The sequence below is a fragment of the Kineococcus terrestris genome (genome assembly GCF_041020755.1).
In the GTDB taxonomy this organism is placed as follows: Bacteria; Actinomycetota; Actinomycetes; order Actinomycetales; family Kineococcaceae; genus Kineococcus; species Kineococcus terrestris.
This window is the reverse complement of sequence record NZ_JBEUEI010000039.1, coordinates 1-23,594: the sequence shown is the minus strand read 5'-3', so window position 1 is coordinate 23,594 and position 23,594 is coordinate 1. Positions and strand designations below refer to the sequence as shown.

Sequence of the window (23,594 nt, the reverse complement as noted above, 5' to 3'; positions counted from 1 at the left end):
GAGCGGCCGGGACGGCAGGAGCGGGATCAGCCGGCGGCGGACGCCGAGCGCAGCCGCATGCGCTCCTCGATGCGCCGCGCCGCGTCCCGCATGTGCGCGCGCAGGTAGTCGCGCGCCCCGGCCTCGTCACCGGCCTCCAGGAGGTCCGCGATCGGCGCGTGCCGCTCATAGGCCATGTTGTGCAGCGCGGTCTCCGGGCCGGCCGCGGTGACCGCCGCGCGCGTCAGCCCGCTCACCGATCGCCAGCTGTGCAGCAGCGTCGCGTTGCCGCTCAGCTCGCACAGGCGCTCGTGGAAGGCCATGTCGGCGTCCAGCTGCGCCGCGACGTCCCCCTCGGCCCGGCGCAGCCCGTCCAGCGCCCGGCGCACCTGCGCCACGACGGCCGGGCGGTCCTGGCGGGCGCAGATCAGCTCCAGCGCCAGGCTCTCCAGGGCGTGCCGGACGGTGAAGATCTCCTCCACCTCCTGCTCGGTGACCACCCGCACCGACAGCCGGCCGCGGGAGTCCGCGGTGAGCAGGCCCTCCTGCTGCAGCTGGCGCAGCGCCTCGCGCAGGGTGCCGCGGCTCACGCCGAGCGACTCGCTCAGCTCCACCTCGGCCAGGTGCGTCCCCGCGGCCAGCTCGCCGGAGCTGATCGCCTCGCGCAGGCGGGCGTGGATCAGCTCACGACGCGTCTGCGGCTCGATCGAGCCCAGCGCGCGCAACGAGGACTCGGTGGCGGGGCTCACCGCCCCAGCCTAACCAGCCGCCGCGCCGGCCGTCCGTCGCGCCCGGGGCCCTCCGGCGCCGGACGACGAGGGGCCCGGTGGACGGTGTCCACCGGGCCCCTCGCGCGCAGCGTCAGAACTTGCGGGAGATCAGCGCCTGCTTGACCTCGGCGATGGCCTTGGTGACCTGGATGCCGCGCGGGCACGCCTCGGAGCAGTTGAAGGTCGTGCGGCAGCGCCACACGCCCTCCTTGTCGTTGAGGACCTCCAGGCGCAGGTCCGAGCCCACGTCGCGGCTGTCGAAGATGAACCGGTGCGCGTTGACGATCGCGGCCGGGCCGAAGTACTGCCCGTCGTTCCAGAACACCGGGCAGCTCGACGTGCACGCCGCGCACAGGATGCACTTGGTGGTGTCGTCGAAGCGCTCGCGGTCGGCCTGCGACTGCAGGCGCTCGCGCGTCGGCTCCGCGCCGGCCGTGATGAGGAACGGCATGACCTCGCGGTAGGAGGCGAAGAACGGCTCCATGTCCACGACGAGGTCCTTCTCCACCGGCAGGCCCTTGATGGGCTCGACGGTGATGGGCTTGGAGATGTCCAGGTCCTTGAGCAGGACCTTGCACGCCAGCCGGTTGCGGCCGTTGATCCGCATGGCGTCCGACCCGCAGACGCCGTGGGCGCAGGAGCGGCGGAACGTCAGCGAGCCGTCCTCCTCCCACTTCACCTTGTGCAGCGCGTCCAGCACCCGGTCGGTGCCGAACATGGTGACGCGGTAGTCCTCCCAGTGCGGCTCGCTGTCGCGCTCCGGGTCGTAGCGGCGCACCCGCAGCGTGACGTCGAACGAGGGGATCTCCCCGGTGGGGGACTCGTTGCCGCCCTCGCGGGGCTTCGCACCGCCCTCGCCGGCGCGGGCGCGCTCGGCGGACTTGGCGGGGCCGGCCTCCGCGTTGGTCTCGCTGGGGCCCTGCTCGGTGGTCGACATCAGTACTTGCGCTCCATCGGCTGGTAGCGCGTCTGGACCACGGGCTTGTAGTCCAGGCGCATCGTGTGCTGCCCGTCGGCGCCCGCCTCGCGGTACACCATCGTGTGCCGCATGAAGTTGACGTCGTCGCGGTTGGGGTAGTCCTCGCGGAAGTGCCCGCCCCGGGACTCCTTGCGCTCCAGCGCCCCCAGGACCATGACCTCGGCCAGGTCGAGGAGGAACCCGAGCTCCAGGCCCTCGAGCAGGTCGACGTTGTACCGGCGGCCCTTGTCCTGCACGGCGACCCGGGCGTAGCGCTCCTTGAGCCGCTCGATGTCGGTCAGGGCCTGCTTGAGCGTGGCCTCGGTGCGGAAGACCTGGGCGTTGGCGTCCATCGTCTCCTGCAGCTCCGCCCGGATCGCCGCGACGCGGTCGGTGGTGGCGGGGCGGTCGCGCAGCTCGGTCAGCTGGGCGACGAGGTCGGCCTCGGGGGCCTCCGGCAGCGCGACCCACTGCGCCTTCGTGGCGTACTCCGCGGCGGCGATGCCGGCGCGGCGGCCGAAGACGTTGATGTCGAGCAGGGAGTTGGTGCCCAGGCGGTTGGAGCCGTGCACCGACACGCACGCCACCTCGCCCGCGGCGTACAGGCCGGGGACGACGCGGGTGTTGTCCTGCAGCACCTCGGCCTCGACGTTGGTCGGCACGCCGCCCATCGCGTAGTGCGCGGTCGGGTACACCGGCACCGGCTCGGTGTACGGCTCGACGCCCAGGTAGGTGCGGGCGAACTCGGTGATGTCCGGCAGCTTGGCGTCGATGTGCGCGGGCTCCAGGTGGGTCAGGTCGAGCAGGACGTAGTCCTTGTTCGGCCCGGCGCCGCGGCCCTCGCGCACCTCGTTGGCCATCGAGCGGGCGACGATGTCGCGCGGCGCGAGGTCCTTGATGGTGGGCGCGTAGCGCTCCATGAAGCGCTCGCCGTCGGCGTTGCGCAGGATGCCGCCCTCGCCGCGGGCGGCCTCGGACAGCAGGATGCCCAGGCCCGCCAGGCCCGTCGGGTGGAACTGGAAGAACTCCATGTCCTCCAGCGGGATCCCGCGGCGGTAGGCGATGCCCATGCCGTCGCCGGTGAGGGTGTGCGCGTTGGAGGTCGTCTTGAAGACCTTGCCGGCGCCGCCGGTGGCGAGCACGACCGACTTGGCCTGGAAGACGTGCACCTCGCCGGTGGCCAGCTCGTAGGCCACGACGCCCGCGACGCGCTTGTCGCCGGGCACGCCCACCGTCGGCGGGACGGCCATGCCCGGCTGGTCGGCCGCGCCCTCGATCTCGTCGCCGGTGCGCGCGTCGGCGGCGTCCACGACGAGCAGGTCCAGGACGTAGAACTCGTTGAAGAACTCCACCTCGTGCTTGACGCACTGCTGGTAGAGGGTCTGCAGGATCATGTGGCCGGTGCGGTCCGCGGCGAAGCACGAGCGGCGCACGGGCGCCTTGCCGTGGTCGCGGGTGTGGCCGCCGAACCGGCGCTGGTCGATCTTGCCGTCGGGCGTGCGGTTGAACGGCAGGCCCATCTTCTCCAGGTCGAGGACCGCGTCGATGGCCTCCTTGCACATCACCTCGGCGGCGTCCTGGTCGACGAGGTAGTCACCGCCCTTGACGGTGTCGAAGGTGTGCCACTCCCAGTTGTCCTCCTCGACGTTGGCCAGGGCGGCGCACATGCCGCCCTGGGCCGCACCGGTGTGCGAGCGCGTCGGGTAGAGCTTGGTGAGCACGGCCGTCCGGGCGCGCTTGCCGGCCTCGAGGGCGGCGCGCATGCCGGCCCCGCCGGCCCCGACGATGACGACGTCGAACTGGTGGGTCTGCACAGCTGCCTCCCGCTCGGTCAGTTGGTCACGCTGGGCACGTTCTCGCTCCCCGCGAGGCAGACCTCGAGGGTGGAGTTCGGGTCCGCGCAGGGGTCGAAGGTGAAGATCACGAGGGTGCCGACGACGAGGACGACCACCGTCGCGGTGTAGAGCGCCATCTTCAGCCAGAAGCGCGTGGAGTCGCGCTCGGCGTAGTCGTTGATGATCGTGCGCACGCCGTTGGTGCCGTGCAGCTGGGCCAGCCACAGCATCATCAGGTCCCAGACCTGCCAGAACGGGCTGGCCCACTTGCCGGCCACGAACGCCCAGGTGATCTGGGAGATGCCCTCGCCCATCATCAGGTTGACGAACAGGTGCCCGAAGACGAGCACGACGAGGAGGAGCCCGGACATGCGCTGGAAGAGCCAGCCGTAGAGCTCCCAGTTGGTGCGGGTGGCCCGGCTGCGCCGGTAGGGGGCGCGCGGCGCCTCCAGGGCCGGGGCGTAGGCCCCGCCGGGGGTCTGCTCGGGTGCGCTCATCGGGTCCTCACTCGCCGAAGACGTGCATCAGGTGGCGGACGGCGAAGGGGATCATCAGGGCGAACCACAGGCCCACGACGCCCCAGAACATCTTGCGGTGGTGCACGGTGCCCTTGGACCAGAAGTCGACGAGCATGATCCGGATCCCGTTGAGCGCGTGGAAGACCACGGCGCCCACGAGGCCGAGCTCGCCGAGGCCCATGACCGGGTTCTTGTACTGCGCGATCACCGCGTCGTACACCTCGGGCGAGATCCGCACCGTCGCGGTGTCCAGCACGTGCACGAACAGGAAGAAGAAGATCAGCACCCCGGAGATGCGGTGCATGACCCACGACCACATGCCCTCGCGGCCGCGGTACAGGGTGCCTGCCGGCTTGAGGCCGCCGCTGGGGGCGGCTCCCTGGCCGGGCGGGGTGAGGCTCGTGGCCACCGGCGTCCTCCTCAGGTCCACGGACGTCGGTCCGTGCGCCCAGGAGGCGGCGCGCAGGCTTCGGCGTCCTGCCCACCATCGTAGGCGCGCGGTGACGGGACGCCCCGTCCCGGGAGGCGTGCGGGGAGGTTTTGTGACGAAGGACTCACGGGCAGGTGAGGGCCTCAGGGAAGCCTACCCTCAGCGGCTCCCGCGGGGAGGCCGACCGACCCGTCCGGCGGCGCCCGGACGGGTGGTCGCCGGCCCGTCCGGGCGCCCCCGGTGACGCGGGTGGACGGTGCCGGCGGGCCTCCGGCCGGTAGGTTCGCGCCCCATGGGGGAGACCACCACGGGGACGGGCACGGGGACGGGCGGGACCGCGGGCGCGAGCGCGGCCGGGACGGGCGCGGGGCAGGTCCCCGGGGCGCCGTGGTCCTGGACGGGCGACGAGGCCGAGGAGGGGCTCGTCGACCTCAGCGACTTCCACGCCGTCGTCCCGGCCGGCGGCGCCGGCACCCGGCTGTGGCCGCTCTCGCGCAGCGACCGCCCCAAGTTCCTGCTCGACCTCACCGGGCGCGGGCGCACCCTGCTGCAGTCCACCTGGGACCGGCTGCTGCCCCTGACCGACGCCTCGCGCACGTGGGTGGTCACCGGCCGCGCCCACGCCGACGCCGTGTCCGCCCAGCTGCCGGACCTGCCGGTCGAGCACGTCCTGCGCGAGCCCGCGCAGCGCGACTCCGCCGCCGCGATCGGCCTGGCCGCCGCCGTCCTCGTGCGCCGCGACCCCGACGCCGTCCTGGGCTCCTTCGCCGCCGACCAGATCATCTCCGGCCGCGACGACTTCGAGGGCGCCGTCGAGGAGGCCGTCGTGACGGCCCGGCGCGGCTTCGTCGTCACCATCGGCATCGCCCCCTCGCACCCGGCCACCGGCTTCGGCTACATCCGCCTCGGCAAGCGGCTGCGCCTGCAGGGCGCCCCCAACGCCCGCCGCGTGCTGCAGTTCAAGGAGAAGCCCGACGCGCGCACCGCGGCGGCCTACCTGTCCACCGGCGACTACCGCTGGAACGGCGGCATGTTCGTCGCCCGCGCCGACGTCCTGCTGGAGGTGCTGGCCGAGCAGGTGCCGGCCCTGCACGCCGGCCTGGTGCGCATCGCCGAGGCGTGGGACGGGCCCGAGCGCGACGCCGTGCTGGAGGAGGAGTGGGCGCGGCTGCCGGCCATCGCCATCGACCACGCCGTGGCCGAGCCGGCCGCCGAGGCCGGCCGGGTGGCCGTCGTGCCGGCCACCTTCGGCTGGGACGACGTCGGCGACTTCTCCTCCCTGGCCGAGCTGCTGCCCGCCGACGTCGACCGCCCCCGCGTCCTCGGCGACCCCGAGCTGGTCATCACCGAGGGCGTCGCCGGCGGGGTCGTCGTCCCCGGCGGCGACCGCGTCGTGGCGCTGCTCGGCGTGGACGACATCGTCGTGGTGGACACCCCCGACGCGCTGCTGGTCACCACGCGGGCGCGCGCGCAGGAGGTCAAGAAGCTCGTCGCCCGCGCCAAGGAGGCCGGCCGCGCCGATGTCCTCTGAGTCCTCACCCGGGTCCGGGACCGGGCGCGGGACCGCCCGGCCGCCGCTGGCGGCGCTCGTGGAGCGGCACCTGCCGGCCGTGCGCGCCCTGCGCCGCGACGTGCACGCCCACCCCGAGCTCAGCCGCGCCGAGCACCGCACCACCGACGCGGTCGCGCGGTTGCTGGAGGGCGCCGGGCTGGCGGTGCGCCGGCTGCCCGGCACCGGCCTGGTCGCCGACGTCCTGCCCGGCCCGGGCGCGGCGGACGACCGGGTGGTGGCGCTGCGCGGTGACTGCGACGCGCTGCCGCTGCGGGAGACCACGGGCCTGCCGCACGCCTCCACCGTCGACGGCGTCGCCCACGCCTGCGGCCACGACGTGCACACCGCCGTGCTGGCCGGCTGCGGGCTCGTCCTGGCCGACGTCGCGCGCGCGGGCGCGCTGCGGCACACCGTGCGCCTGGTCCTGCAGCCGGCGGAGGAGGTGATGCCCGGCGGCGCGCTGGACGTCGTGGGCGCGGGCGTGGTCGACGACGTGTCCGCCATCTACGGCCTGCACTGCGACCCCAGCCTGGACGTCGGCACGGTGGGCCTGAAGGCGGGCCCCATCACCTCCGCCTCCGACCACGTCACCGTCCGGCTGTTCGGCCCCGGCGGGCACACCTCGCGCCCGCACCTGGCCGGCGACCTCGTCTTCGCCCTAGGGCAGGTCGTCACGCAGCTTCCCGCCGTGCTGGCCCGGCGGGTGGACCCGCGCGCGGGCGTGAACCTGACGTGGGGCTCGGTGCACGCCGGCGGCGCGCCCAACGCCGTGCCCAGCGAGGGGCTGGCCGCGGGCACGCTGCGCTGCATGGAGACCGAGGCGTGGCAGCACGCCGGCGAGCTCGTCGAGGACGTCGTCGCCGACCTGGTGCGCCCGTACGCGGTGCGCGCCGAGGTGACGCTGGTGCGCGGGGTGCCGCCGGTGGACAACGACGTGCGCGCCACGGCCGCGCTGGAGCAGGCCGCGCGCGCCGAGCTGGGCGACGACGCCGTGCTGCCCACCCGCCAGTCGCTGGGCGGGGAGGACTTCGCCTGGTACCTGCACCACGTGCCCGGCGCGATGGTCCGGCTGGGGACCCGCACGCCCGGCGGGCCGACGTACGACCTGCACCGCGGCGACTACGCCCCGGACGAGGACTGCCTCGGGCCGGGCGTCCTGGTGATGGCCGCCACTGCCTGCTCGGAGCGGGCTCTGCTGGGCGATGTGACCACTACGATGGCGCAGCGATCGTCGAACTGACGACCGGACGACCAGGACGACCTGGAGGATCCCCCTCATGCGCAAGTTCTCCCGCCTCGCCCCGGCCGCGGCCGTCGGTGTCGCGGCGCTGCTGCTGGCCTCCTGCGGCGAGCGCCCCGACGACACGCAGGGCGCCGGTGAGGCCACCGGCGGCGGCGAGTCGTTCAAGGCCTGCATGGTGCTCGACACCGGCGGCGTCGACGACCGTTCCTTCAACCAGTCGTCCTGGGCCGGGTTCACCGAGGCCCAGGAGCAGAACCCCGACATCGAGGTCGACTACACGCCGTCGGCCGACGACACGCAGTACACGCCGAACCTGCAGGCGTACGTCACCGAGGGCTGCGACACCATCGTCGGCGTCGGCGGCCTGATGGCCGACGACATGGCCGAGGTGGCCGCGGCGAACCCCGAGCAGAGCTTCGCCGAGATCGACTCCTCCTCGGGCGCCGACAACGTCTACGGCATCCAGTACAACACCGTCGAGGCCGCCTTCCTGGGCGGCTACCTGGCGGCCGGGATGACGCAGTCCGGTGTCGTGGGCACCTGGGGCGGCCTGCCGATCCCGCCCGTGACGATCTTCATGGACGGTTTCGCCAAGGGCGTGCAGTACCACAACGAGCAGAAGGGCACCGACGTCCGCGTGCTCGGCTGGGACCCGGCCAACCCGGACGGCGGCACCTTCGCCAACAGCTTCACCGACCAGGCCGCGGGCCGCTCCATCACCGAGACGTTCGCCGCCCAGGGCGCCGACATCGTCATGCCGGTCGCCGGGCAGGCCGGTCTCGGCGCCGGTGCCGCCGCGCAGGCCGCCGGCGGGTCGCTGAACCTCATCTGGGTGGACACCGACGGCTGCGAGAGCGCCGCCGACTACTGCCAGTACTTCATCTCCTCCGTGACGAAGAACCTCACCGGCTCCGTGCGCGACTACGTGCTCGCGGCCGCCGAGGGCGAGCCGCCGACCGGCACGTACGTCGGCACGCTGGAGAACGACGGTGTCGGGCTGGCCCCGTTCAACCAGTTCGACGCCCAGGTGCCCGAGGAGCTGAAGACCGAGCTGGACGAGGTCCGCCAGGGCATCGTCGACGGCAGCGTCACCATCGACTCGGAGTTCGCCGTCACCGGCTGAGACCGGCCGGCAGCACGAACGGCACCGCACGACCGCACGACGCAGCACGAGCACACGACGAGGGGACCGGAGCGCACGTGGAGCTGGAACTCCGGGGGATCACCAAGCGCTTCGGTGCCCTCGTCGCCAACGACGGCATCGACCTCACGGTCCGGGAGGGCGAGATCCACGCCCTCCTGGGCGAGAACGGCGCCGGCAAGAGCACGCTGATGAACGTCCTGTACGGGCTGCACCAGCCCGACGAGGGCGAGGTGCTCGTCGACGGGGTGCCGCAGCGGTTCTCCTCCCCGGGCGACGCGATGGCTGCCGGGATCGGCATGGTGCACCAGCACTTCATGCTCGTGCCGACGTTCACGGCCACCGAGAACATCGTCCTGGGCGCCGAGCTGACCAGCGGCGGCGGTTTCCTGGACCGCCGCCGCGCGCGCCGGCGCGTCGTGGAGACCTCCGAGCGGTTCGGCCTCGCCGTCCCGCCCGACACGCTGGTCGCCGACCTCGCCGTCGGCGTGCAGCAGCGCGTGGAGATCGTCAAGGCGCTGCTGCGGGAGGCGAAGGTCCTCGTCCTCGACGAGCCCACGGCCGTCCTGACGCCCGCCGAGACCGACGACCTCATGCGCGTCATGCGCGAGCTCGCCGACGCGGGCACCTCGATCGTCTTCATCACCCACAAGCTGCGCGAGGTGCGCGCGGTCGCCGACCGCATCACCGTCATCCGGCGCGGCCGGGTGGTCGGCGAGGCGCTGCCCAGCGCCTCCGCCGAGGAGCTGGCCGCCCTCATGGTCGGCCGCGACGTGCGCCTGACCGTGGCCAAGGAACCCGCCCGCCCCGGCGAGCCGGTCCTGGAGGTCGACGACCTGCGCGTCACCGACGCCGCCGGCACCGTCCTCGTCGACGACGTGTCCCTGCGGGTGCGCGCCGGGGAGGTGCTGGCCGTGGCCGGGGTCGACGGCAACGGGCAGACCGAGCTGACCCGCGCGATCGTCGGCCTGCAGCGGCCCGAGAGCGGCTCGGTGCGCATCGGCGGGCGCGAGACGGCCGGGATGTCGGTGCGCCAGGTCCTCGACCTCGGCGTCGGGTACGTGCCGGAGGACCGCACGCACGACGGGCTCGTCGGTTCCTTCTCCATCGCCGAGAACCTCGTCCTCGACCTGGTCGACTCGCCCGGCTTCTCCTCCGGCCCGTCGGTGGACCGCGCCGCGGTGCGCCGCAACGCCGACGAGCGCGTGCGCGAGTTCGACATCCGCACCCCGTCGGCCGACGCGCCCGTCTCGACCCTGTCGGGCGGCAACCAGCAGAAGGTCGTCCTCGCCCGCGAGATGTCCCGGCCGCTGGACCTGCTGGTCGTCGCCCAGCCCACCCGCGGCGTGGACGTCGGCAGCCAGGAGTTCGTCCACCAGCGCATCGTCGCCGAGCGCGACCGCGGCGCCGCGGTCGTCCTGATCTCCACCGAGCTGGACGAGGTGCGCGCCCTCGCCGACCGCATCGTCGTCCTCTACCGCGGCCGGATCGCCGGCGAGGTCGCGCCCGACGCCAGCCAGGAGGAGATCGGCCTGCTGATGGCCGGCGCCCGGCGCGCCGACGCCACCGCTCACACCGCTCGCACCGCTGACACCGCCGGCGCCCCCGGCACCACCGACGCGCCCAGCCAGGGAGGCACCGCGTGAGCACCACCGCACCGGCCGCGCAGCCGGCGCAGGCCCCGCCGCAGCGGCGGCGCCGGCGCACCGGCGGCGGCTGGCTGGTGACGGCTTGCGCCGTCCTGGCCGCCCTCGTCGTCGGCGCCCTGCTCATCGCCGTGGGCGACGAGCGCACCCGCGCCGCCGCCGGGTACTTCTTCTCCTACCCGTGGGACACGTTCACCGAGGCCTGGTACGCCGTCCGCGACGCCTACCTCGCGCTGTTCCAGGGCGCCGTCTACAGCCCGAACCTGTCCGGGCGCGGGGCGCTCGGGCCGATCTCGGAGACCCTCGTCAACGCGACCCCGCTGGTCCTCGCCGGGCTCGGGGTCGCGCTGTCCTTCCGGGTGGGGCTGTTCAACATCGGCGCGCAGGGGCAGATCGTGCTCGGCGCGATCGTCGCCGCCTGGGTCGGGTTCACCTGGCAGCTGCCCGTGGGCCTGCACCTGCTGGTCGCGGTGGTCGGCGGCCTGCTCGGCGGGACGCTGTGGGGCGGGATCGTCGGCTGGCTCAAGGCCCGCACCGGCGCCCACGAGGTCATCACGACGATCATGCTGAACTACGTCGCGCTGAACCTGCTGAACTTCCTGCTCACCCAGCGCGGCTTCCAGCGCCCGCCCTACGGGCAGGCCATCTCCGAGGCCGTCGCCGACACGGCCCGGCTGCCGCTGCTGCTCGGCTCCCCGCTGCGCGTGCACCTGGGCCTGCTCCTGGCCCTGCTGGCCGCGGTCGCCGTGTGGTGGCTGTTCAGCCGCTCCCGCCTCGGGTTCCGGCTGCGCGCCGTCGGCGCCAACCCCGACGCCGCCCGCACCGCGGGCATGGACGTCGGGCGGCTGCAGGTCGTCGCGATGGGCCTGGCCGGCGGCCTGGCCGGGCTGGCCGGCGCCTCGCAGGTCCTCGGCGTCACCGGCAGCGTCACCGGCAGCGTCGCCGGGACCATCGGCTTCGACGCCATCACCGTCGCCCTGCTGGGGCGCAACAACCCGTACGGCGTCATCGCCGCCGGCCTGCTGTTCGGCGGCCTGCGCGCGGGAGGGGTGCAGATGCAGGCGTCCACGGGCGTGCCCGTCGACCTCGTCGGGGTCCTGCAGGCGATGATCGTGCTGTTCATCGCCGCGCCCGCGCTGATCCGCGCGGTGTTCCGCATCCGCGCCGGCGGCTCCGGCGTCGGCAGCGAGCTGGCCGGGGGGTGGACGCGGTGAGCGCCGCCGCACCCGAGGCCCGTCCCGAGGCCGTCGTCGTCCACGACGTCGTCGAGCCCGTCGTCGGCCTGCGCACCCGCGTCGTCACCGGCGCCGTCCTCGTCGTCGTCGGTCTCGTCACCGTCCTCGGCTGGGGGCTGGGGTCCGGCAGCGGCGACGCCACGTTCCGCTTCGGCGGCGGCGCGGCGGTCGCGCTGCCCGACCTCACCGTGCCGGGCGTCGTCACCCCCGTGCTGCTGGGCGCCGTCGTCGTCGCGCTGGGGCTGTGGCAGCTGGCCCGCGGGTTCCGCGCCAGGCGGACCCCGGTGCTCATCGCCGTCACCCTGTTCTGCTTCGTCGTGGCGTTCCTGTGCTGGGCGATGAGCGGCGGCGACCGCGGCGGCGGCTCCCTGGACGTCGTGCAGCTGCTGCAGTCCACGGTGTTCCTGGCCACCCCGCTCATCCTCGGGGCGATGGCCGGGGTGCTGGGCGAGCGCAGCGGCGTCGTCAACGTCGCCATCGAGGGGCAGATGCTCACCGGCGCGTTCGCCGGGGCGCTCGTCGGCTCGCTGGCCGGGCTGGCCTCCGGGATCGTCGGCGCCGTGGTGTCCGGCATGCTCGTCGGCGCGCTGCTGGCGGTGTTCGCCATCCGCTACCGCGTCAACCAGGTCATCCTCGGCGTCGTCCTCAACGCCGCCGCCCTCGGGTTCACCGGCTGGGCCTACAAGGCCGTCATGCAGACCGACACCGCCCGGTACAACTCCCCGGGCGTCCTGCAGCGCCTGCCCGTGCCCGTGCTCAGCGACGTCCCGGTCATCGGGCCGCTGCTGTTCGACGCGAACATCGTCGTCTACGTCATGTACGTGGTGATCATCGCGCTGCAGGTGGTGCTGTTCCGCACCCGCTGGGGGCTGCGCACCCGCGCCGTCGGCGAGCACCCCAAGGCCGCCGCCACCCTCGGCATCGGCGTGCAGCGCGTGCGCTACACCAACGTCGTCGTCGCCGGCGGCATGGCCGGGCTGGCCGGGGCGTACCTGTCGATCGGCACCATCGGCCCCTTCACCGAGAACATGTCCGCCGGCAAGGGGTTCATCGCCCTGGCCGCCGTCATCTTCGGGCGCTGGAGCCCCAAGGGCGCCCTCGGCGCGGCCCTGCTGTTCGGGTTCTTCAACGCCCTGCAGACCCTCGTCGGCATCCTGCCCACGCCGGGGCTGGTGCCCTCCAGCTTCCTGGCGATGCTGCCGTACCTGGCGACGATCCTCGCCGTGGCCGGGTTCGTCGGGCGGGTCAGGCCGCCCGCCGCCAGCGGGGAGCCGTACCCGTGACCGGCGCCGGGCACGTGGACGTCCCCGACTTCGGGGCGCTGCGCGCGGCGGCCCGCGAGGCCCTCGCGCACGCCTACGCGCCCTACTCGCGCTTCCCCGTGGGCGCGGCCGCGCTCGTCGACGACGGCCGCGTGGTCACCGGCTGCAACGTCGAGAACGCCTCCTACGGCGTCACGCTGTGCGCCGAGTGCACCCTCGTCGGGCAGCTGCGGATGAGCGGCGGCGGTCGCCTGGTCGCGTTCGCCTGCGTCGACGGCGCCGGCGGCGTCCTCATGCCGTGCGGGCGCTGCCGGCAGCTGCTGTGGGAGTTCGGCGGCCCCGACCTGCTCGTCGACACCCCCCGGGGCGTGCGCCCCATGACCGACGTGCTGCCCGATGCCTTCGGGCCCGACGACCTCACCGACCCCTCCCGGAAGGCCTGAACCCGCCGTGACGTCCCCGACCCCCGCGCCGCAGCGCTTCGCCGCCGTCGACGTCATCCGCACCAAGCGCGACCGCGGCGAGCTGAGCGCCGACCAGATCGACTGGGTCGTCGACGCCTACACGCGCGGCGAGGTCGCCGAGGAGCAGATGTCGGCGCTGGCCATGGCCGTCCTGCTCAACGGGATGACCCGCGCCGAGGTCAGCCGGTGGACGTCCGCGATGATCGCCAGCGGCGCGCGCCTGGACTTCACCGACCTGCCCCGCCCCAGCGTCGACAAGCACTCCACCGGCGGCGTGGGGGACAAGACCACCCTGCCGCTGGCACCGCTGGTCGCCGCCTGCGGCGCGGCCGTCCCGCAGCTGTCCGGCCGCGGTCTCGGGCACACCGGCGGCACCCTGGACAAGCTGGAGGCCGTCCCCGGCTGGCGGGCGTCGCTGAGCCTGGAGGAGGTGCGCCGCCAGCTCGTCGAGGTCGGCGCCGTCATCTGCGCCGCCACGGGCGACCTCGCCCCCGCCGACAAGAAGCTGTACGCGCTGCGCGACGTCACCGGCACCGTCGAGGCCGTCCCGCTCATCGCCAGCTCCATCATGAGCAAGAAGATCGCCGAGGGCACCAGCGCGCTCGTCCTCGACGTCAAGACCGGCTCCGGCGCCTTCATGAAGGACCTGGAGCTCTCGCGGGAGCTGGCCCGGACCATGGTCGACCTGGGCACCGACGCGGGCGTGCGCACCACCGCCGTCATCACCGACATGTCCACCCCGCTGGGCCGCACCGCCGGCAACGCGCTGGAGGTGCGCGAGTCCGTCGAGGTCCTCGCCGGCGGCGGGCCCGCCGACCTGGTGGAGGTCACCCTCGTGCTGGCCCGGGAGATGCTCGCCTCCGTCGGCCTGGACGCCGTGGACCCGGCCGACGCGCTGGCCGACGGGCGCGCCATGGACGCCTGGCGGCGGATGATCGCCGCGCAGGGCGGGGACCCGGACGCGCCCCTGCCCACCGCCCGGCACACCCACGACGTCGTCGCCGACGCCGACGGCTACCTCGACGTCGACGCGATGGCCGTCGGGGTCGCGGCCTGGCGGCTGGGGGCCGGGCGCTCGCGCCGCGAGGAGGCCGTGCAGGCCGGCGCCGGCGTCGAGCTGCACGCCGTGCGCGGGGACCGCGTGCGCGCCGGGCAGCGGCTGCTCACCCTGCACACCGACACCCCCGAGCGCTTCGAGTGGGCGCTGCAGGCGCTGGAGGGCGGGCTGCCCGTCACCGCCGGGGCCCCCGCCGTCCCACCGCTGGTGCACGAGCGGATCTCGTCCTGACGCGGCACCGCCGCCCCCGCGGGCGGGGGCGGCGGTGGCGGTCCGGCGGTCTCAGGGCAGGAAGCGGCCCAGGACGCCCTTGACGGTGGCGCCCGCCCGGTAGGACTGGACCAGGGCCGCGTTGCAGACGATGTTGCCGCCCGCCAGGACGGGGATCGCGAACTGCACGACCCGCTGGCGCTCCTGCCAGCGCGCCACCTCCGGCGGCGTGGCCGAGGACGGGCGCGTCGCGTCGTGCACGTCGACGGTCTCCCCGCGCCCGGCGGCCTCCTCCGCGGCCCGCGCGATGCGCGCACCGGCGTAGGAGGCGTAGGCGGTGGCCGCCGCCCCGGCCAGCACGAAGCCGACCTTCAGCGCGCCGACCGTCCCGTAGCCCTGCTGCAGCGCGATGCGCTGGCTGCTGGAGCGCGTCAGCTGCGAGCCGGTCAGCAGCACCGCGCCGATGCCGGCCCACTCCACGGGGGCGAACCGCTTCCACGCCGAGCCCGCGACGCGGACCTTGTCGAGGCCGTCGCGCAGGTCGCTGCCGGACTTGTTCACCCCGGCGATGCCCATGACGGCCCCGCCGAACCACAGCGCGGAGCCGAGGTCGTGCACGGCCTGGGTGAGAGTGCGGTCGTCGCTCACGGTGTCCTCCGGTGATCGGGTGCTCGTCCCCGTCGCCCTACCCCGTGCGGCGCGCCCCACACGCGGGGTCGGCGCGACGGGTTGGCACGATGGGCCGGTGAGCACGCTCGAGCTGATGCGCCGTCTGCCCAAGGTCTCCCTGCACGACCACCTCGACGGGGGCCTGCGCCCGTCGACGATGGTGGAGATCGCCTCCGCGACCGGTCACGTCCTGCCGACCAGCGACCCCGACGAGCTGGGCGCCTGGTTCTACGAGGCCGCGAACTCCGGGTCGCTCGTGCGCTACCTGGAGACCTTCGAGCACACCGTCGCCGTCATGCAGGACGCCGAGTCCCTGGCCCGCGTCGCCGAGGAGGCCGTCCTCGACCTGGCCGCCGACGGCGTCGTGCACGCCGAGCTGCGCTACGCCCCCGAGCAGCACCTGGCCGGCGGCCTGACCCTCGACGAGGTCGTCGTCGCCGTGCAGGAGGGCATCGACCGCGGCCGGCGCCGGGCCGCGGAGTCCGGCACCCGCATCAGCGCCGGGCAGCTGGTCACCGCCATGCGGCACGCCGACCGCGGCCTGGAGATCGCCGACCTGGCGCTGCGGCACCGCGACGAGGGCGTCCTCGGCTTCGACATCGCCGGCGCCGAGCTGGGCTTCCCGCCCTCGCGGCACGTGGAGGCCTTCGACCGCCTGCACGCGGCGAACTTCCCCGTCACCATCCACGCCGGCGAGGCCGACGGCCCGGCGAGCATCGCCGACGCCGTCCACACGTGCGGCGCCCAGCGGATCGGGCACGGCGTGCGGATCGTCGAGGACATCGAGTCCGGCCGGGGCACCGACCGCTTCGGCATGCCGAACGCCGTCCTCGGCCGCCTGGCCCGCTGGGTGCGCGACCGCGGCGTCCCGCTGGAGCTGGCGCCCTCCAGCAACGTGCAGACCGGCGCCGCGGAGTCCGTCGAGACGCACCCGGTGACGCTGCTGAAGGACCTCGGGTTCAAGGTCACCGTCAACACCGACAACCGGCTGGTCTCGCGCACGTCGCTGTCGCGCGAGTTCGCCCTCCTCGTCGACGGCGCCGGCTGGGGCGTGGACGACGTGCGCCGCGCCACCCTCACCGCGCTGGAAGCCTCGTTCCTGCCGTACGAGGAGCGGCTCGCGCTGGCCGCCGACGTGGTGCGCCCCGGCTACGACGCCGTCTGACACGGGCCGCCGGCCGCCCGGTCCCGGTCAGGGCCGGGCGCCGCGGGCGCGCTGGGCGCGCGCGACCGCCTTCCAGCGGCGGGCGCGCTCGGCGCGCAGGCGGGCGTCGGTGCGGGAGGCGAAGAACTCCCGCTCGCGCTCCAGCCGGCGCAGGCTGACCAGCCGGCGCCCGTCGAGCACGCCCGCGTCCACGGCCGCCGCGACCGCGCACCCCGGCTCGCCGTCGTGGCGGCAGTCGGCGAAGCGGCAGTCGACCGCGAGGTCCTGCACGTCGGAGAACGCCCGCTCCAGGCCGTCGTCGAGGTCGCCGACGCCGACGCCGCGCAGGCCGGGGGTGTCCAGCAGCACCAGCCCGCCGCCCAGCGGCACCAGCTCGCGGGTGACGGTGGTGTGCCGCCCGCGCCCGTCGGCCGCCCGCACGGCGTCGGTGGCCATCACCGGAGCCCCGGCCAGGGCGTTGACCAGCGTCGACTTGCCCGCGCCCGAGGAGCCCAGCAGCACGACCGTCCCGGTGAGGGCGGCGCGCAGCTCCTCCAGGCCGTCGCCGGTCGCGGCGCTGACCGCGAGGACGTCGACGCCGGGCGCCGCCGCGGCCAGCGCGGCGAGGCGGGCCGCGGGATCGGCCACGAGGTCCGCCTTGGCGAGCACGAGCAGCGGCCGGGCGCCGGAGGCCCACGCGAGCGCGACGAAGCGCTCCACGCGGGCGGGGGTGGTGCGGCTGTCGGGGGCCACGACGACGGCGACGGTGTCGACGTTCGCGGCCAGGGCCTGCTCGTGCGAGGCCCCGCCGACGCTCGCGCGGGCCAGCAGGGTGCGCCGGGGCAGCAGCCGCACGAGGCGGTCCGCGCGCACGACGGCCCAGTCGCCGGTGACGGGGTCGACGTCGCGCGCGGTCGCCACCCGCACCTCGCAGCCGGCGGTGGCGACGTCGCAGGCGCCGCGGTGCACGCGGACGACGCGCGCCAGCTCGCCGTCCGGAGGGTCGGGCTCGGCCGCGGTGCGGCCGAGGTCGTCCAGGGGGTCGCTCACGCGCCGACGCTAGGCCGCCGCCCGCGCGCCCCTCCACGCCTTTTCCGGCCCGCAGCCGTCTCCCACCTTCCGCCTTCCGCCGTGATCTTGCAGGGTTTCCCAGCAAGATCACGGCGGGGGCCGACCAGTGGTGATCATGGATGGGTGAGCGGACCACCGTCCGTGATCACACAGGCGAGGGCGGGTCGCGCAGGATCGCGGCGCCGCGGCCGCACCCTCCTCCGCCGGACCGCCCCGTCCTCCCGCGCCGCCCCGTCCTCCGCCGGGCCGCTCCGTCCCTCCGTGATCTTGCTGGGAAACCCTGCAAGATCACGGCGGGGTGGAGCTCGGCGGTGATCACGAACGAGTGAGCGCTCCACCGTCCGTGATCACGGCGGGGGAGGGGCGGGTCAGGCGGTGTCGGGCAGGTCGGGGCCGGTGCGGAAGGGGCGCACGCGCTCGGCGTCCGGCAGGTCCTCGGGGCGCCGGCGGTCGGTGGCGTCCTCGGCCGCCGCGTCCCCGGTCTCCTCCGGCAGCCGCTCCTCGGCCGGGACCTCGTCGTGCAGGGCGACGACGGGGCAGCCGGCCGCAGCGGCGGCCGTGCGGTAGGCGGCCGCGTCGCCCGGGTCGGCCCAGCGCACGTCGACCAGCTCGACGGCCGCGGCCAGCTCCCGGGGGGCGGCGCGGGCCGTGTCGACGGCGCCGAGCAGGCCGGGGGAGACCTCCTCGGCGACCGCCCGCACGAGCGCGTCGGCGGCCGTGCCGGTGCCCGCCGGGCGCACGAGGACGGCGCCGGCGCCGGCGGCCAGCACCGGGGCGACGGCGCGCACGGGGGCGAGCAGGACGTCGCTGCGCGGTACGACGACGCCGACGACGGCGGCCGGTCCGGGGCGCCCGACGCCCAGCAGGTGCAGCTTGTCGGCCCAGCCGGCCCAGCGGACCAGCTCGTCCAGCGCCGCGTCGACCGCCCCGAGCGCCTCGGACACGCGCGCGCCCTGCTGGCGGCGCACCTCGTCGACGAGCTCGGCGCGGCGCTGCTCCAGCGCGGCGGCCACCGCGAGCAGGGCCCGCCCGCGGCGCACGGGCGCGGTGGCCCGCCAGGCGCGCGCGGCCCGCAGCGCCGCCCCGGCGGCCAGCAGCAGCTCCTGCCCGTCGCCGGCCGACGGGCGCACCAGCGGGACGGGGACCCGGCCCCGCGCCCCGCTCACGAGGAGACGGCGCGCAGCAGGCGCAGCGCGTCGGCGGCGTCGTCGTCGGTGGCCGGGCCGCCCAGGCCCACGGCCCGGGGCGCGGCCGCGCCCAGCACGCGCAGCGCGCGGCGGGCGTCGCCGCCCCACACCGCCAGGTGGGTCGTGCCGGCCAGGAGCGGCGCCACGTCGTCGTCACCGGTGACGACCCGCACGCCCAGCACGGGCCCGGCGGGCGGGACGGGCGCGCGCCGGCCCAGCGGCACGAGCGTCGGCAGGACCCACCACCCGCCGGCGGGCAGGTCCCCGGGCAGCGCGGCGCGGCGCCCGCGCAGGGCGCGCGCGCGGTGGTGGACGTCGGCGGCGGGGCAGGGGCCGACGTCGGTGGCGCGGTCGAGGGGGTGCCCGACGCGCAGGGCGGCCAGGCCCTCGGTCAGCCGCTCGGTGAGCCGGTCGGCGAGCGCGGCGACGACGAGGACGCGCGAGCCGCCGGGGCGGGCGGGGGCGCTGCCGCGGACGGTGTCCAGCAGGGCGTCGGCCACGTCCTCGACGTCGGCGCCGTCGAGGACGACGTCGACGCCGGTGGCGTCGGCGCGCTCGTGCAGGGGGCGGCCCAGCTCGGCGAGGGCGACGGCCAGTTCGCGCAGCTCCTCGGCGCCGCCGTCGGCGTGGGCGGCGAGGACGTCCTCGTGGGTCAGCAGGGCCTTGTCGGCGCCGGGGGCGGTGCCGGGCACGACGCTGACGAGGTCGGCGGGCAGGCCGGCGGCGCGCACGGCCCCGGCGAGCAGCAGCGCCAGCGGGGCGGCCTCGGGGGTGGGGCGCAGGACGACGCCGAGGCCGACGCCGAGGGCCCCGGTGACGGCGGCGGCCAGCGCGGCGGGCGGGGTGCGCCAGGAGGAGCGCAGGACGACGGCGCCGCCGCGGCGGGGGCGCAGCCCGACGGCGGGCAGCTTGTCGGCCCACCCGGCGGCGGAGAAGGCGGCGTCGACGAGGCGGGCGGCGTCGGCGTGCAGGGCGGCGGCGACGGGGCGGCCGGTGACGAGGGCGCTGGTCAGGCCGACGGGCCGGGCGCGGGCCTCCAGCTCGGCGGCCAGGACGTACAGCCAGCGGGCGCGGTCCTCCTGCGCGAGCCACGCCCAGTCGCCGCGGGCGACGCGGGCGGTGGTGCTCGCGGCGACGGCGGCGGTCTGCGGGCCGGCGTCCTCGACCCGCAGCAGCGGCTCGCCGGTGGCGGGGTCGGGCACGTCGAGCAGCGCGCCGCCGGTGGCGCCGCCGTGGGAGGCGACGGTGGCGTGGCAGACCTCGGGCAGTCCCGCGTCGGAGGCGTCCTCCAGCCGGCGGTGGCGCGGGACACGCCGCACCGCTACCGGTGATGGACTCGTCACGTTCAGTAGCGTACTGCCCGCTGCCAGGCCCGGACAGGTGAACGCCGCGACGGAGCGGGCTGGCAGGGTGGCCGCGTGCACCCCCACGGCGCCCCCGGCGATACCCACCCCGGCCACGACGGGGCCCACACCCACGGGGTCCCGCTCCCGGCGGACGTCCCCGTCACCGACGGCGACGAGCGCGGCTTCGCCTGGTACGCGGGCGACCACCACATCCACACCACGTTCTCCCGCGACGCCATGTACACCGTCGACGACCAGGTGCGCCGCGGGCACGAGCACGGCCTGGACTGGATGGTCGTCACCGACCACGGCGGCCCCGACCACGCCAAGCAGTCCGTCGCGCTGCAGACCCCGCTCATCGCCGAGGCGCGCCGGCGCCACCCCGTCCTGGTGTTCCAGGGCATGGAGTGGAACATCCCCGGCGCCGAGCACGCCACGTTCATCGCCCCCGACCACGAGCGCACCCCGCAGCTGCTGCAGGAGTTCGAGCGGCGCTTCGACGGCGACGTCGTCGCCGCCGTGCAGAACCCCGGCGGCCCGCGGCTGGTCGAGCACTCCGTCGAGGGTGGTCCCGCCGCCGAGCAGCTCGGTCTGGACGCGATCGCCTGGCTCGTCGACCAGATCGCCCGCGGCACCGTGGACGAGGCGCTCGTGCTGTCCAACCACCCCATGCGCACCGGCCGCGTCTCGCCCTCGAAGGTCCGCGGCTGGCGCGACGCCGCCCCCGGGGTGTTCGTCGGCTGGGAGGGCGCGCCCGGCCACCAGGCGGCCGCGCTGCCGGCGCCGCTGGGCCGCGGCCGCGGTCGCGGTCAGTACGACGAGCGCCCCGGCCGCTGGTCGTTCCCCGGCTACGACCTCGACCAGTACCGCACCTGGGGCGGTTTCGACGCCGCCACCGCACGGACGGGCGGCCTGTGGGACTCCCTGCTCGCCGAGGGCCTGCCGTGGTGGATCACCGCGAACTCCGACAACCACTTCGACCACGGCGACACCGTGCGCGTCGGGCACCTGGACCGCGAGCACTACGTGCGCCACGGCCACCGCGGCGAGCCCGTCGAGACGGGCGTCCCGCAGCACGGCTACGTCGACTTCGCGCCGGGCGCCTACAGCCGCACCGTCGTCGGGGCCGTGCGCCGCGACTACCGCGGGGTGATGGCCGCGCTGCGCGAGGGGCGCGTGTTCGTCGTGCACGGGGGGCTGGTGCGGGCCGTCGAGGCGCGCGTGCGGCCCGGCGGGGAAGGTCCTGGCGTCACGTTCGGCGCGCGCACCAGCGTGCGTCGCGGCGGCGACGTCGAGGTCGAACTGCTCGTCGACCCGGCCACCGAGCCGAACCCGTCCGGGCAGGTGCCGCGCTCGGCGCGCTGGGACGTGATCGTCGGGACCGTCACCGGCCGGGTGCGCGACCGCGACCTGTGGGAGGCGCCGGGCACGCGCGTCGTGGAGAGCTTCGAGGTGAGCCCGCGGGCGGTCGGCCGCCAGCGGTTCACCACGACCCTGCGCGGGGTCGCCGACCCGCTGTACGTGCGCTTCCGCGGCAGCGACGGCCGGCACGCCCGCCCCGACGGGCACCCGGAGGTCGACCGGATCGGCGACTCCGACCCCTGGGACGACCTGTGGTGCTACACGAACCCGGTGTTCGTCGACGTCGGGTGAGCCGTCGCCCCGGGGCAGTGGGGCAGGATCACCGCGTGGACACCACCCGGGCGCTCGTGCGGGCGCACGCCGCCGCCACCGCCGCCCTGACCGCCGCGGTCGTCCCCGAGCCCTTCGGCCGTCGGCGCCGCGCGGCGGGGTTCGCCGAGTACGTGCGCCACCAGCAGCGCGCGGACGCCGTGATGCGCCGGCTGGCCCCCGCGCTGTCGGTCGCCGCGGCCGGCACCGGGCTGGCCGCGGCCGCGGCGCAGCTGCGCAGCGACCCCGGGGCGTCGGCGTGGCGGACCGGCTCGGCCCTGGCCGTCGCGGCCGCCGTGGTCCTCACCGTCCGCGTGCACGTCCCGGTGAACCGGCGGCTGCGCTCGTGGTCGCCGGACGCGGAGGTCCCCGGCTGGCGCGGGCAGCGCAGCCGCTGGGAGCGGGCGCACGTCGCCCGGCGCGCCCTCGTCGTCCTCGCGGCGGCGTGCGCGGCGGTGGCCGCGGCCCGGCAGCGCTGAGCGGCTGGGAGGCTGCGCGAAAACGCCTGCGCGCGGCGCGCCCGTGGTGGGAGCGTGCTGCGCGGCGGGGCGACGACGTCCCGCGGGGGTCTCCGGGGGGAGAAGCTCGTGCGCAAGCGTTCCGCGCTCGTCCGCGCCGCCACCGCGTCCGTGGCGGTGGGGCTGGTCCTGGCCACCGCGCCACCGGCGTCGGCTGCCGTGACGGACCTGACCCTGGTGGCCAGCTGCGTCGTCGGGCAGCCGGGGTTCGTCGCCTCGTTCACGCAGGACGGGTCGGCGACCGTCCTGCAGCGGCAGGGCGACGCGCCCGTCGCCGTCCCGGTCGACGCCCGGCCCGGCCCGGTGCGGGTCCACCTGCCCGCGGAGTCGCTGGGCAGGGCGTGGGACCTGCTCGACGGCGGCGGCCGCGTCCTGGCCACCGCGAGCGCCGCCGACCGCGGCTGCGACGGGTGGCCGTCGGCCGGTGCCTACCTCGCCTCCGGCGACGCCTCGCCCGGTGCGCCGCAGTCGCTGTCGGGCCTCGCCCAGCGGCCGTCCACCACCCCCGACGGCACGCAGGTGTTCCGCGCGGCGAACGGCTCGTTCGTGCTGCCGCCGCGGGAGGACGGGCACGTCGTGCGCGGCGCGATCCACGACCGGTGGCTGGCCGAGGGCGGCCCCGCGAGCCGCCTCGGCCTGCCCACGACCAGCGAGTTCGGCGTCACCACCCTCGACGGGTACTACACGCGCTTCCGCGGCGGCACCGTCTACTGGAGCCCCGCCGGGGGAGCGCGCGCGGTCCGCGGCGCGATCGCCCAGGGGTACGCCTCCCGCGACTTCGAGCGCGGGACCGGCCTGCCGACCAGCGAGGAGTTCGGGCCCCTGCTGCGCGGCGGGTACGGCCAGCACTTCACCCGCGGCTCGCTGTACTGGAGCCCCGGCAGCGGGGTGTGGCGCGTCCAGGGCGCGGTCCGCGACCGCTGGGCGGCTCTGGGCTGGGAGCGCTCCGTCCTCGGCTACCCCGTCAGCGACGAGCAGCCCGTGCTGCGCGGCGGCGTCGGGCGCGTGCAGCACTTCCAGGGCGGGTCGGTGTACTGGCGCGCCGAGACCGGCGCCCACCCCGTGCGCGGCGCCGTCCGCGACACCTGGGACCGGCTGGGCGGGCCGAACGGTCTCGTGGGGATGCCCGTCGGCGCGGAGTTCGGGCCCCTGGCCGGCGGCGGGTACGGGCAGCACTTCACGCAGGGGTCGGTGTACTGGAGCCCCGCCACGGGCGGGCACTCCGTCCTGGAGACCGGTGGTGTCCGCGCCCGGTGGGCCGAGCTGGGCTGGGAGCGCGGGATCGGCTACCCGACGTCGGACACGTTCGTCGGCCTGCGGGACCAGTGGAAGGGCCAGCACTTCGAGCGCGGCTCGCTGTACAGCCGCTCGTTCCTCGGCGACCCCGCACCGGTGTTCCTCGTGCAGGGGCTGATCCGCGACCTGTGGGGTCAGCTGGGCTGGGAGAACGGGGAGTACGGGTACCCGACCAGCCAGGAGTACGCCGTGCCCGGGGGCCGGCGCCAGGACTTCGAGGGCGGGTCCCTCACCGCCCTGGACCTGCGCCCCTGACCCCGCCTCCCGTCCCCCGACCCACCCCGGCCGGGGGGGGGGGGGGGGGGGGGGGGGGGGGGGGGGGGCGGGGGGGGGGGGCGGGGGGGGGGGGGGGGGGGGGGGGGGGCGGCGGGGGGGGGGGGGGGGGGGCCGCG

The 23,594-nt window shown here is 75.9% G+C and carries 21 protein-coding genes; 12 read left to right on the top strand and 9 right to left on the bottom strand.

Going from position 1 to position 23,594, the window contains the following annotated elements:
- Positions 1–26 precede the first annotated feature (26 nt).
- From AB8M62_RS17800 to sdhC, 5 genes are all read right to left on the bottom strand, one after another.
- Positions 27–728 (bottom strand): GntR family transcriptional regulator, encoded by a 702-nt coding sequence (locus AB8M62_RS17800; RefSeq protein ID WP_369051926.1) that lies wholly within the window; start codon positions 726–728, stop codon positions 27–29.
- Positions 729–840: 112 nt separating this feature from the next.
- Positions 841–1,686, bottom strand: a complete 846-nt coding sequence (locus AB8M62_RS17795; RefSeq protein WP_369051927.1) for a succinate dehydrogenase iron-sulfur subunit — start codon at positions 1,684–1,686, stop codon at positions 841–843.
- On the bottom strand, positions 1,686–3,521 hold the full coding sequence (locus AB8M62_RS17790; RefSeq protein WP_369051928.1) for an FAD-binding protein: 1,836 nt from the start codon (positions 3,519–3,521) through the stop codon (positions 1,686–1,688). The genes AB8M62_RS17795 and AB8M62_RS17790 overlap by 1 nt, the downstream gene beginning before the upstream one ends.
- Positions 3,522–3,538: 17 nt before the next feature.
- Positions 3,539–4,039 (bottom strand): succinate dehydrogenase hydrophobic membrane anchor subunit, encoded by a 501-nt coding sequence (locus AB8M62_RS17785; RefSeq protein WP_369051929.1) that lies wholly within the window; start codon positions 4,037–4,039, stop codon positions 3,539–3,541.
- A gap of 7 nt (positions 4,040–4,046) precedes the next feature.
- Positions 4,047–4,469 carry a succinate dehydrogenase, cytochrome b556 subunit gene (sdhC, locus tag AB8M62_RS17780; RefSeq protein WP_369051930.1) on the bottom strand — a complete coding sequence of 141 codons (423 nt, stop codon included), beginning with the start codon at positions 4,467–4,469 and terminating at the stop codon, positions 4,047–4,049.
- Positions 4,470–4,782: 313 nt separating this feature from the next.
- On the opposite strand from sdhC, the gene AB8M62_RS17775 reads away from it, so the two are divergent.
- The 8 genes from AB8M62_RS17775 (at position 4,783) to AB8M62_RS17740 (ending at position 14,321) form a co-directional block, all read left to right on the top strand.
- Positions 4,783–6,021: a mannose-1-phosphate guanylyltransferase gene (locus tag AB8M62_RS17775; RefSeq protein WP_369051931.1), complete on the top strand. Its 1,239-nt coding sequence runs from the start codon at positions 4,783–4,785 to the stop codon at positions 6,019–6,021.
- The gene (locus AB8M62_RS17770; protein WP_369051932.1) at positions 6,011–7,282 is read left to right on the top strand and encodes an amidohydrolase; all 1,272 of its coding nucleotides are present in this window, start codon (positions 6,011–6,013) and stop codon (positions 7,280–7,282) included. The genes AB8M62_RS17775 and AB8M62_RS17770 overlap by 11 nt, the downstream gene beginning before the upstream one ends.
- Before the next feature lie 37 nt (positions 7,283–7,319).
- Positions 7,320–8,408 (top strand): BMP family lipoprotein, encoded by a 1,089-nt coding sequence (locus tag AB8M62_RS17765; protein WP_369051933.1) that lies wholly within the window; start codon positions 7,320–7,322, stop codon positions 8,406–8,408.
- Between the two features lie 77 nt (positions 8,409–8,485).
- A complete protein-coding gene (locus tag AB8M62_RS17760) occupies positions 8,486–10,072 on the top strand; it encodes an ABC transporter ATP-binding protein (RefSeq protein WP_369051934.1) in 1,587 nt (528 codons plus the stop codon).
- A complete protein-coding gene (locus AB8M62_RS17755; protein ID WP_369070427.1) occupies positions 10,069–11,286 on the top strand; it encodes an ABC transporter permease in 1,218 nt (405 codons plus the stop codon). The genes AB8M62_RS17760 and AB8M62_RS17755 overlap by 4 nt, the downstream gene beginning before the upstream one ends.
- On the top strand, positions 11,283–12,590 hold the full coding sequence (locus AB8M62_RS17750) for an ABC transporter permease (RefSeq protein ID WP_369051936.1): 1,308 nt from the start codon (positions 11,283–11,285) through the stop codon (positions 12,588–12,590). Before AB8M62_RS17755 ends, AB8M62_RS17750 begins: the two co-directional genes overlap by 4 nt.
- A complete protein-coding gene (locus AB8M62_RS17745) occupies positions 12,587–13,012 on the top strand; it encodes a cytidine deaminase (protein ID WP_373694991.1) in 426 nt (141 codons plus the stop codon). Before AB8M62_RS17750 ends, AB8M62_RS17745 begins: the two co-directional genes overlap by 4 nt.
- Before the next feature lie 7 nt (positions 13,013–13,019).
- On the top strand, positions 13,020–14,321 hold the full coding sequence (locus tag AB8M62_RS17740) for a thymidine phosphorylase (protein ID WP_369070426.1): 1,302 nt from the start codon (positions 13,020–13,022) through the stop codon (positions 14,319–14,321).
- Positions 14,322–14,372: 51 nt separating this feature from the next.
- On the opposite strand, the gene AB8M62_RS17735 is transcribed toward AB8M62_RS17740, so the two are convergent.
- Entirely contained in the window at positions 14,373–14,948 is a 576-nt protein-coding gene (locus AB8M62_RS17735; RefSeq protein WP_369070425.1) for a hypothetical protein, read from the bottom strand.
- Positions 14,949–15,063: 115 nt separating this feature from the next.
- Between AB8M62_RS17735 and AB8M62_RS17730 the strand changes: the two genes are divergently transcribed.
- A complete protein-coding gene (locus AB8M62_RS17730; RefSeq protein WP_369070433.1) occupies positions 15,064–16,134 on the top strand; it encodes an adenosine deaminase in 1,071 nt (356 codons plus the stop codon).
- 27 nt (positions 16,135–16,161) lie between these two features.
- Here AB8M62_RS17730 and rsgA read toward each other — a convergent pair whose 3' ends face one another.
- From rsgA to AB8M62_RS17715, 3 genes are all read right to left on the bottom strand, one after another.
- Entirely contained in the window at positions 16,162–17,163 is a 1,002-nt protein-coding gene (gene rsgA / locus AB8M62_RS17725) for a ribosome small subunit-dependent GTPase A (RefSeq protein WP_369051939.1), read from the bottom strand.
- Between the two features lie 389 nt (positions 17,164–17,552).
- Positions 17,553–18,350, bottom strand: coding sequence for an aldehyde dehydrogenase family protein (locus tag AB8M62_RS17720; RefSeq protein WP_369070424.1), 798 nt, complete (start codon positions 18,348–18,350; stop codon positions 17,553–17,555).
- Positions 18,347–19,714 carry an aldehyde dehydrogenase family protein gene (locus AB8M62_RS17715; protein WP_369070423.1) on the bottom strand — a complete coding sequence of 456 codons (1,368 nt, stop codon included), beginning with the start codon at positions 19,712–19,714 and terminating at the stop codon, positions 18,347–18,349. Before AB8M62_RS17715 ends, AB8M62_RS17720 begins: the two co-directional genes overlap by 4 nt.
- 75 nt (positions 19,715–19,789) lie before the next feature.
- Between AB8M62_RS17715 and AB8M62_RS17710 the strand changes: the two genes are divergently transcribed.
- The 3 genes from AB8M62_RS17710 to AB8M62_RS17700 all read left to right on the top strand — a co-directional run bounded on the left by AB8M62_RS17710 (position 19,790) and on the right by AB8M62_RS17700 (position 23,457).
- Entirely contained in the window at positions 19,790–21,370 is a 1,581-nt protein-coding gene (locus tag AB8M62_RS17710) for a PHP domain-containing protein (RefSeq protein WP_369070422.1), read from the top strand.
- A 35-nt stretch (positions 21,371–21,405) separates the two neighbouring features.
- Positions 21,406–21,867, top strand: coding sequence for an anthrone oxygenase family protein (locus AB8M62_RS17705; RefSeq protein WP_369070421.1), 462 nt, complete (start codon positions 21,406–21,408; stop codon positions 21,865–21,867).
- Positions 21,868–21,975: 108 nt separating this feature from the next.
- On the top strand, positions 21,976–23,457 hold the full coding sequence (locus tag AB8M62_RS17700; RefSeq protein ID WP_369070420.1) for a hypothetical protein: 1,482 nt from the start codon (positions 21,976–21,978) through the stop codon (positions 23,455–23,457).
- The last annotated feature ends 137 nt before the right edge of the window (positions 23,458–23,594 follow it).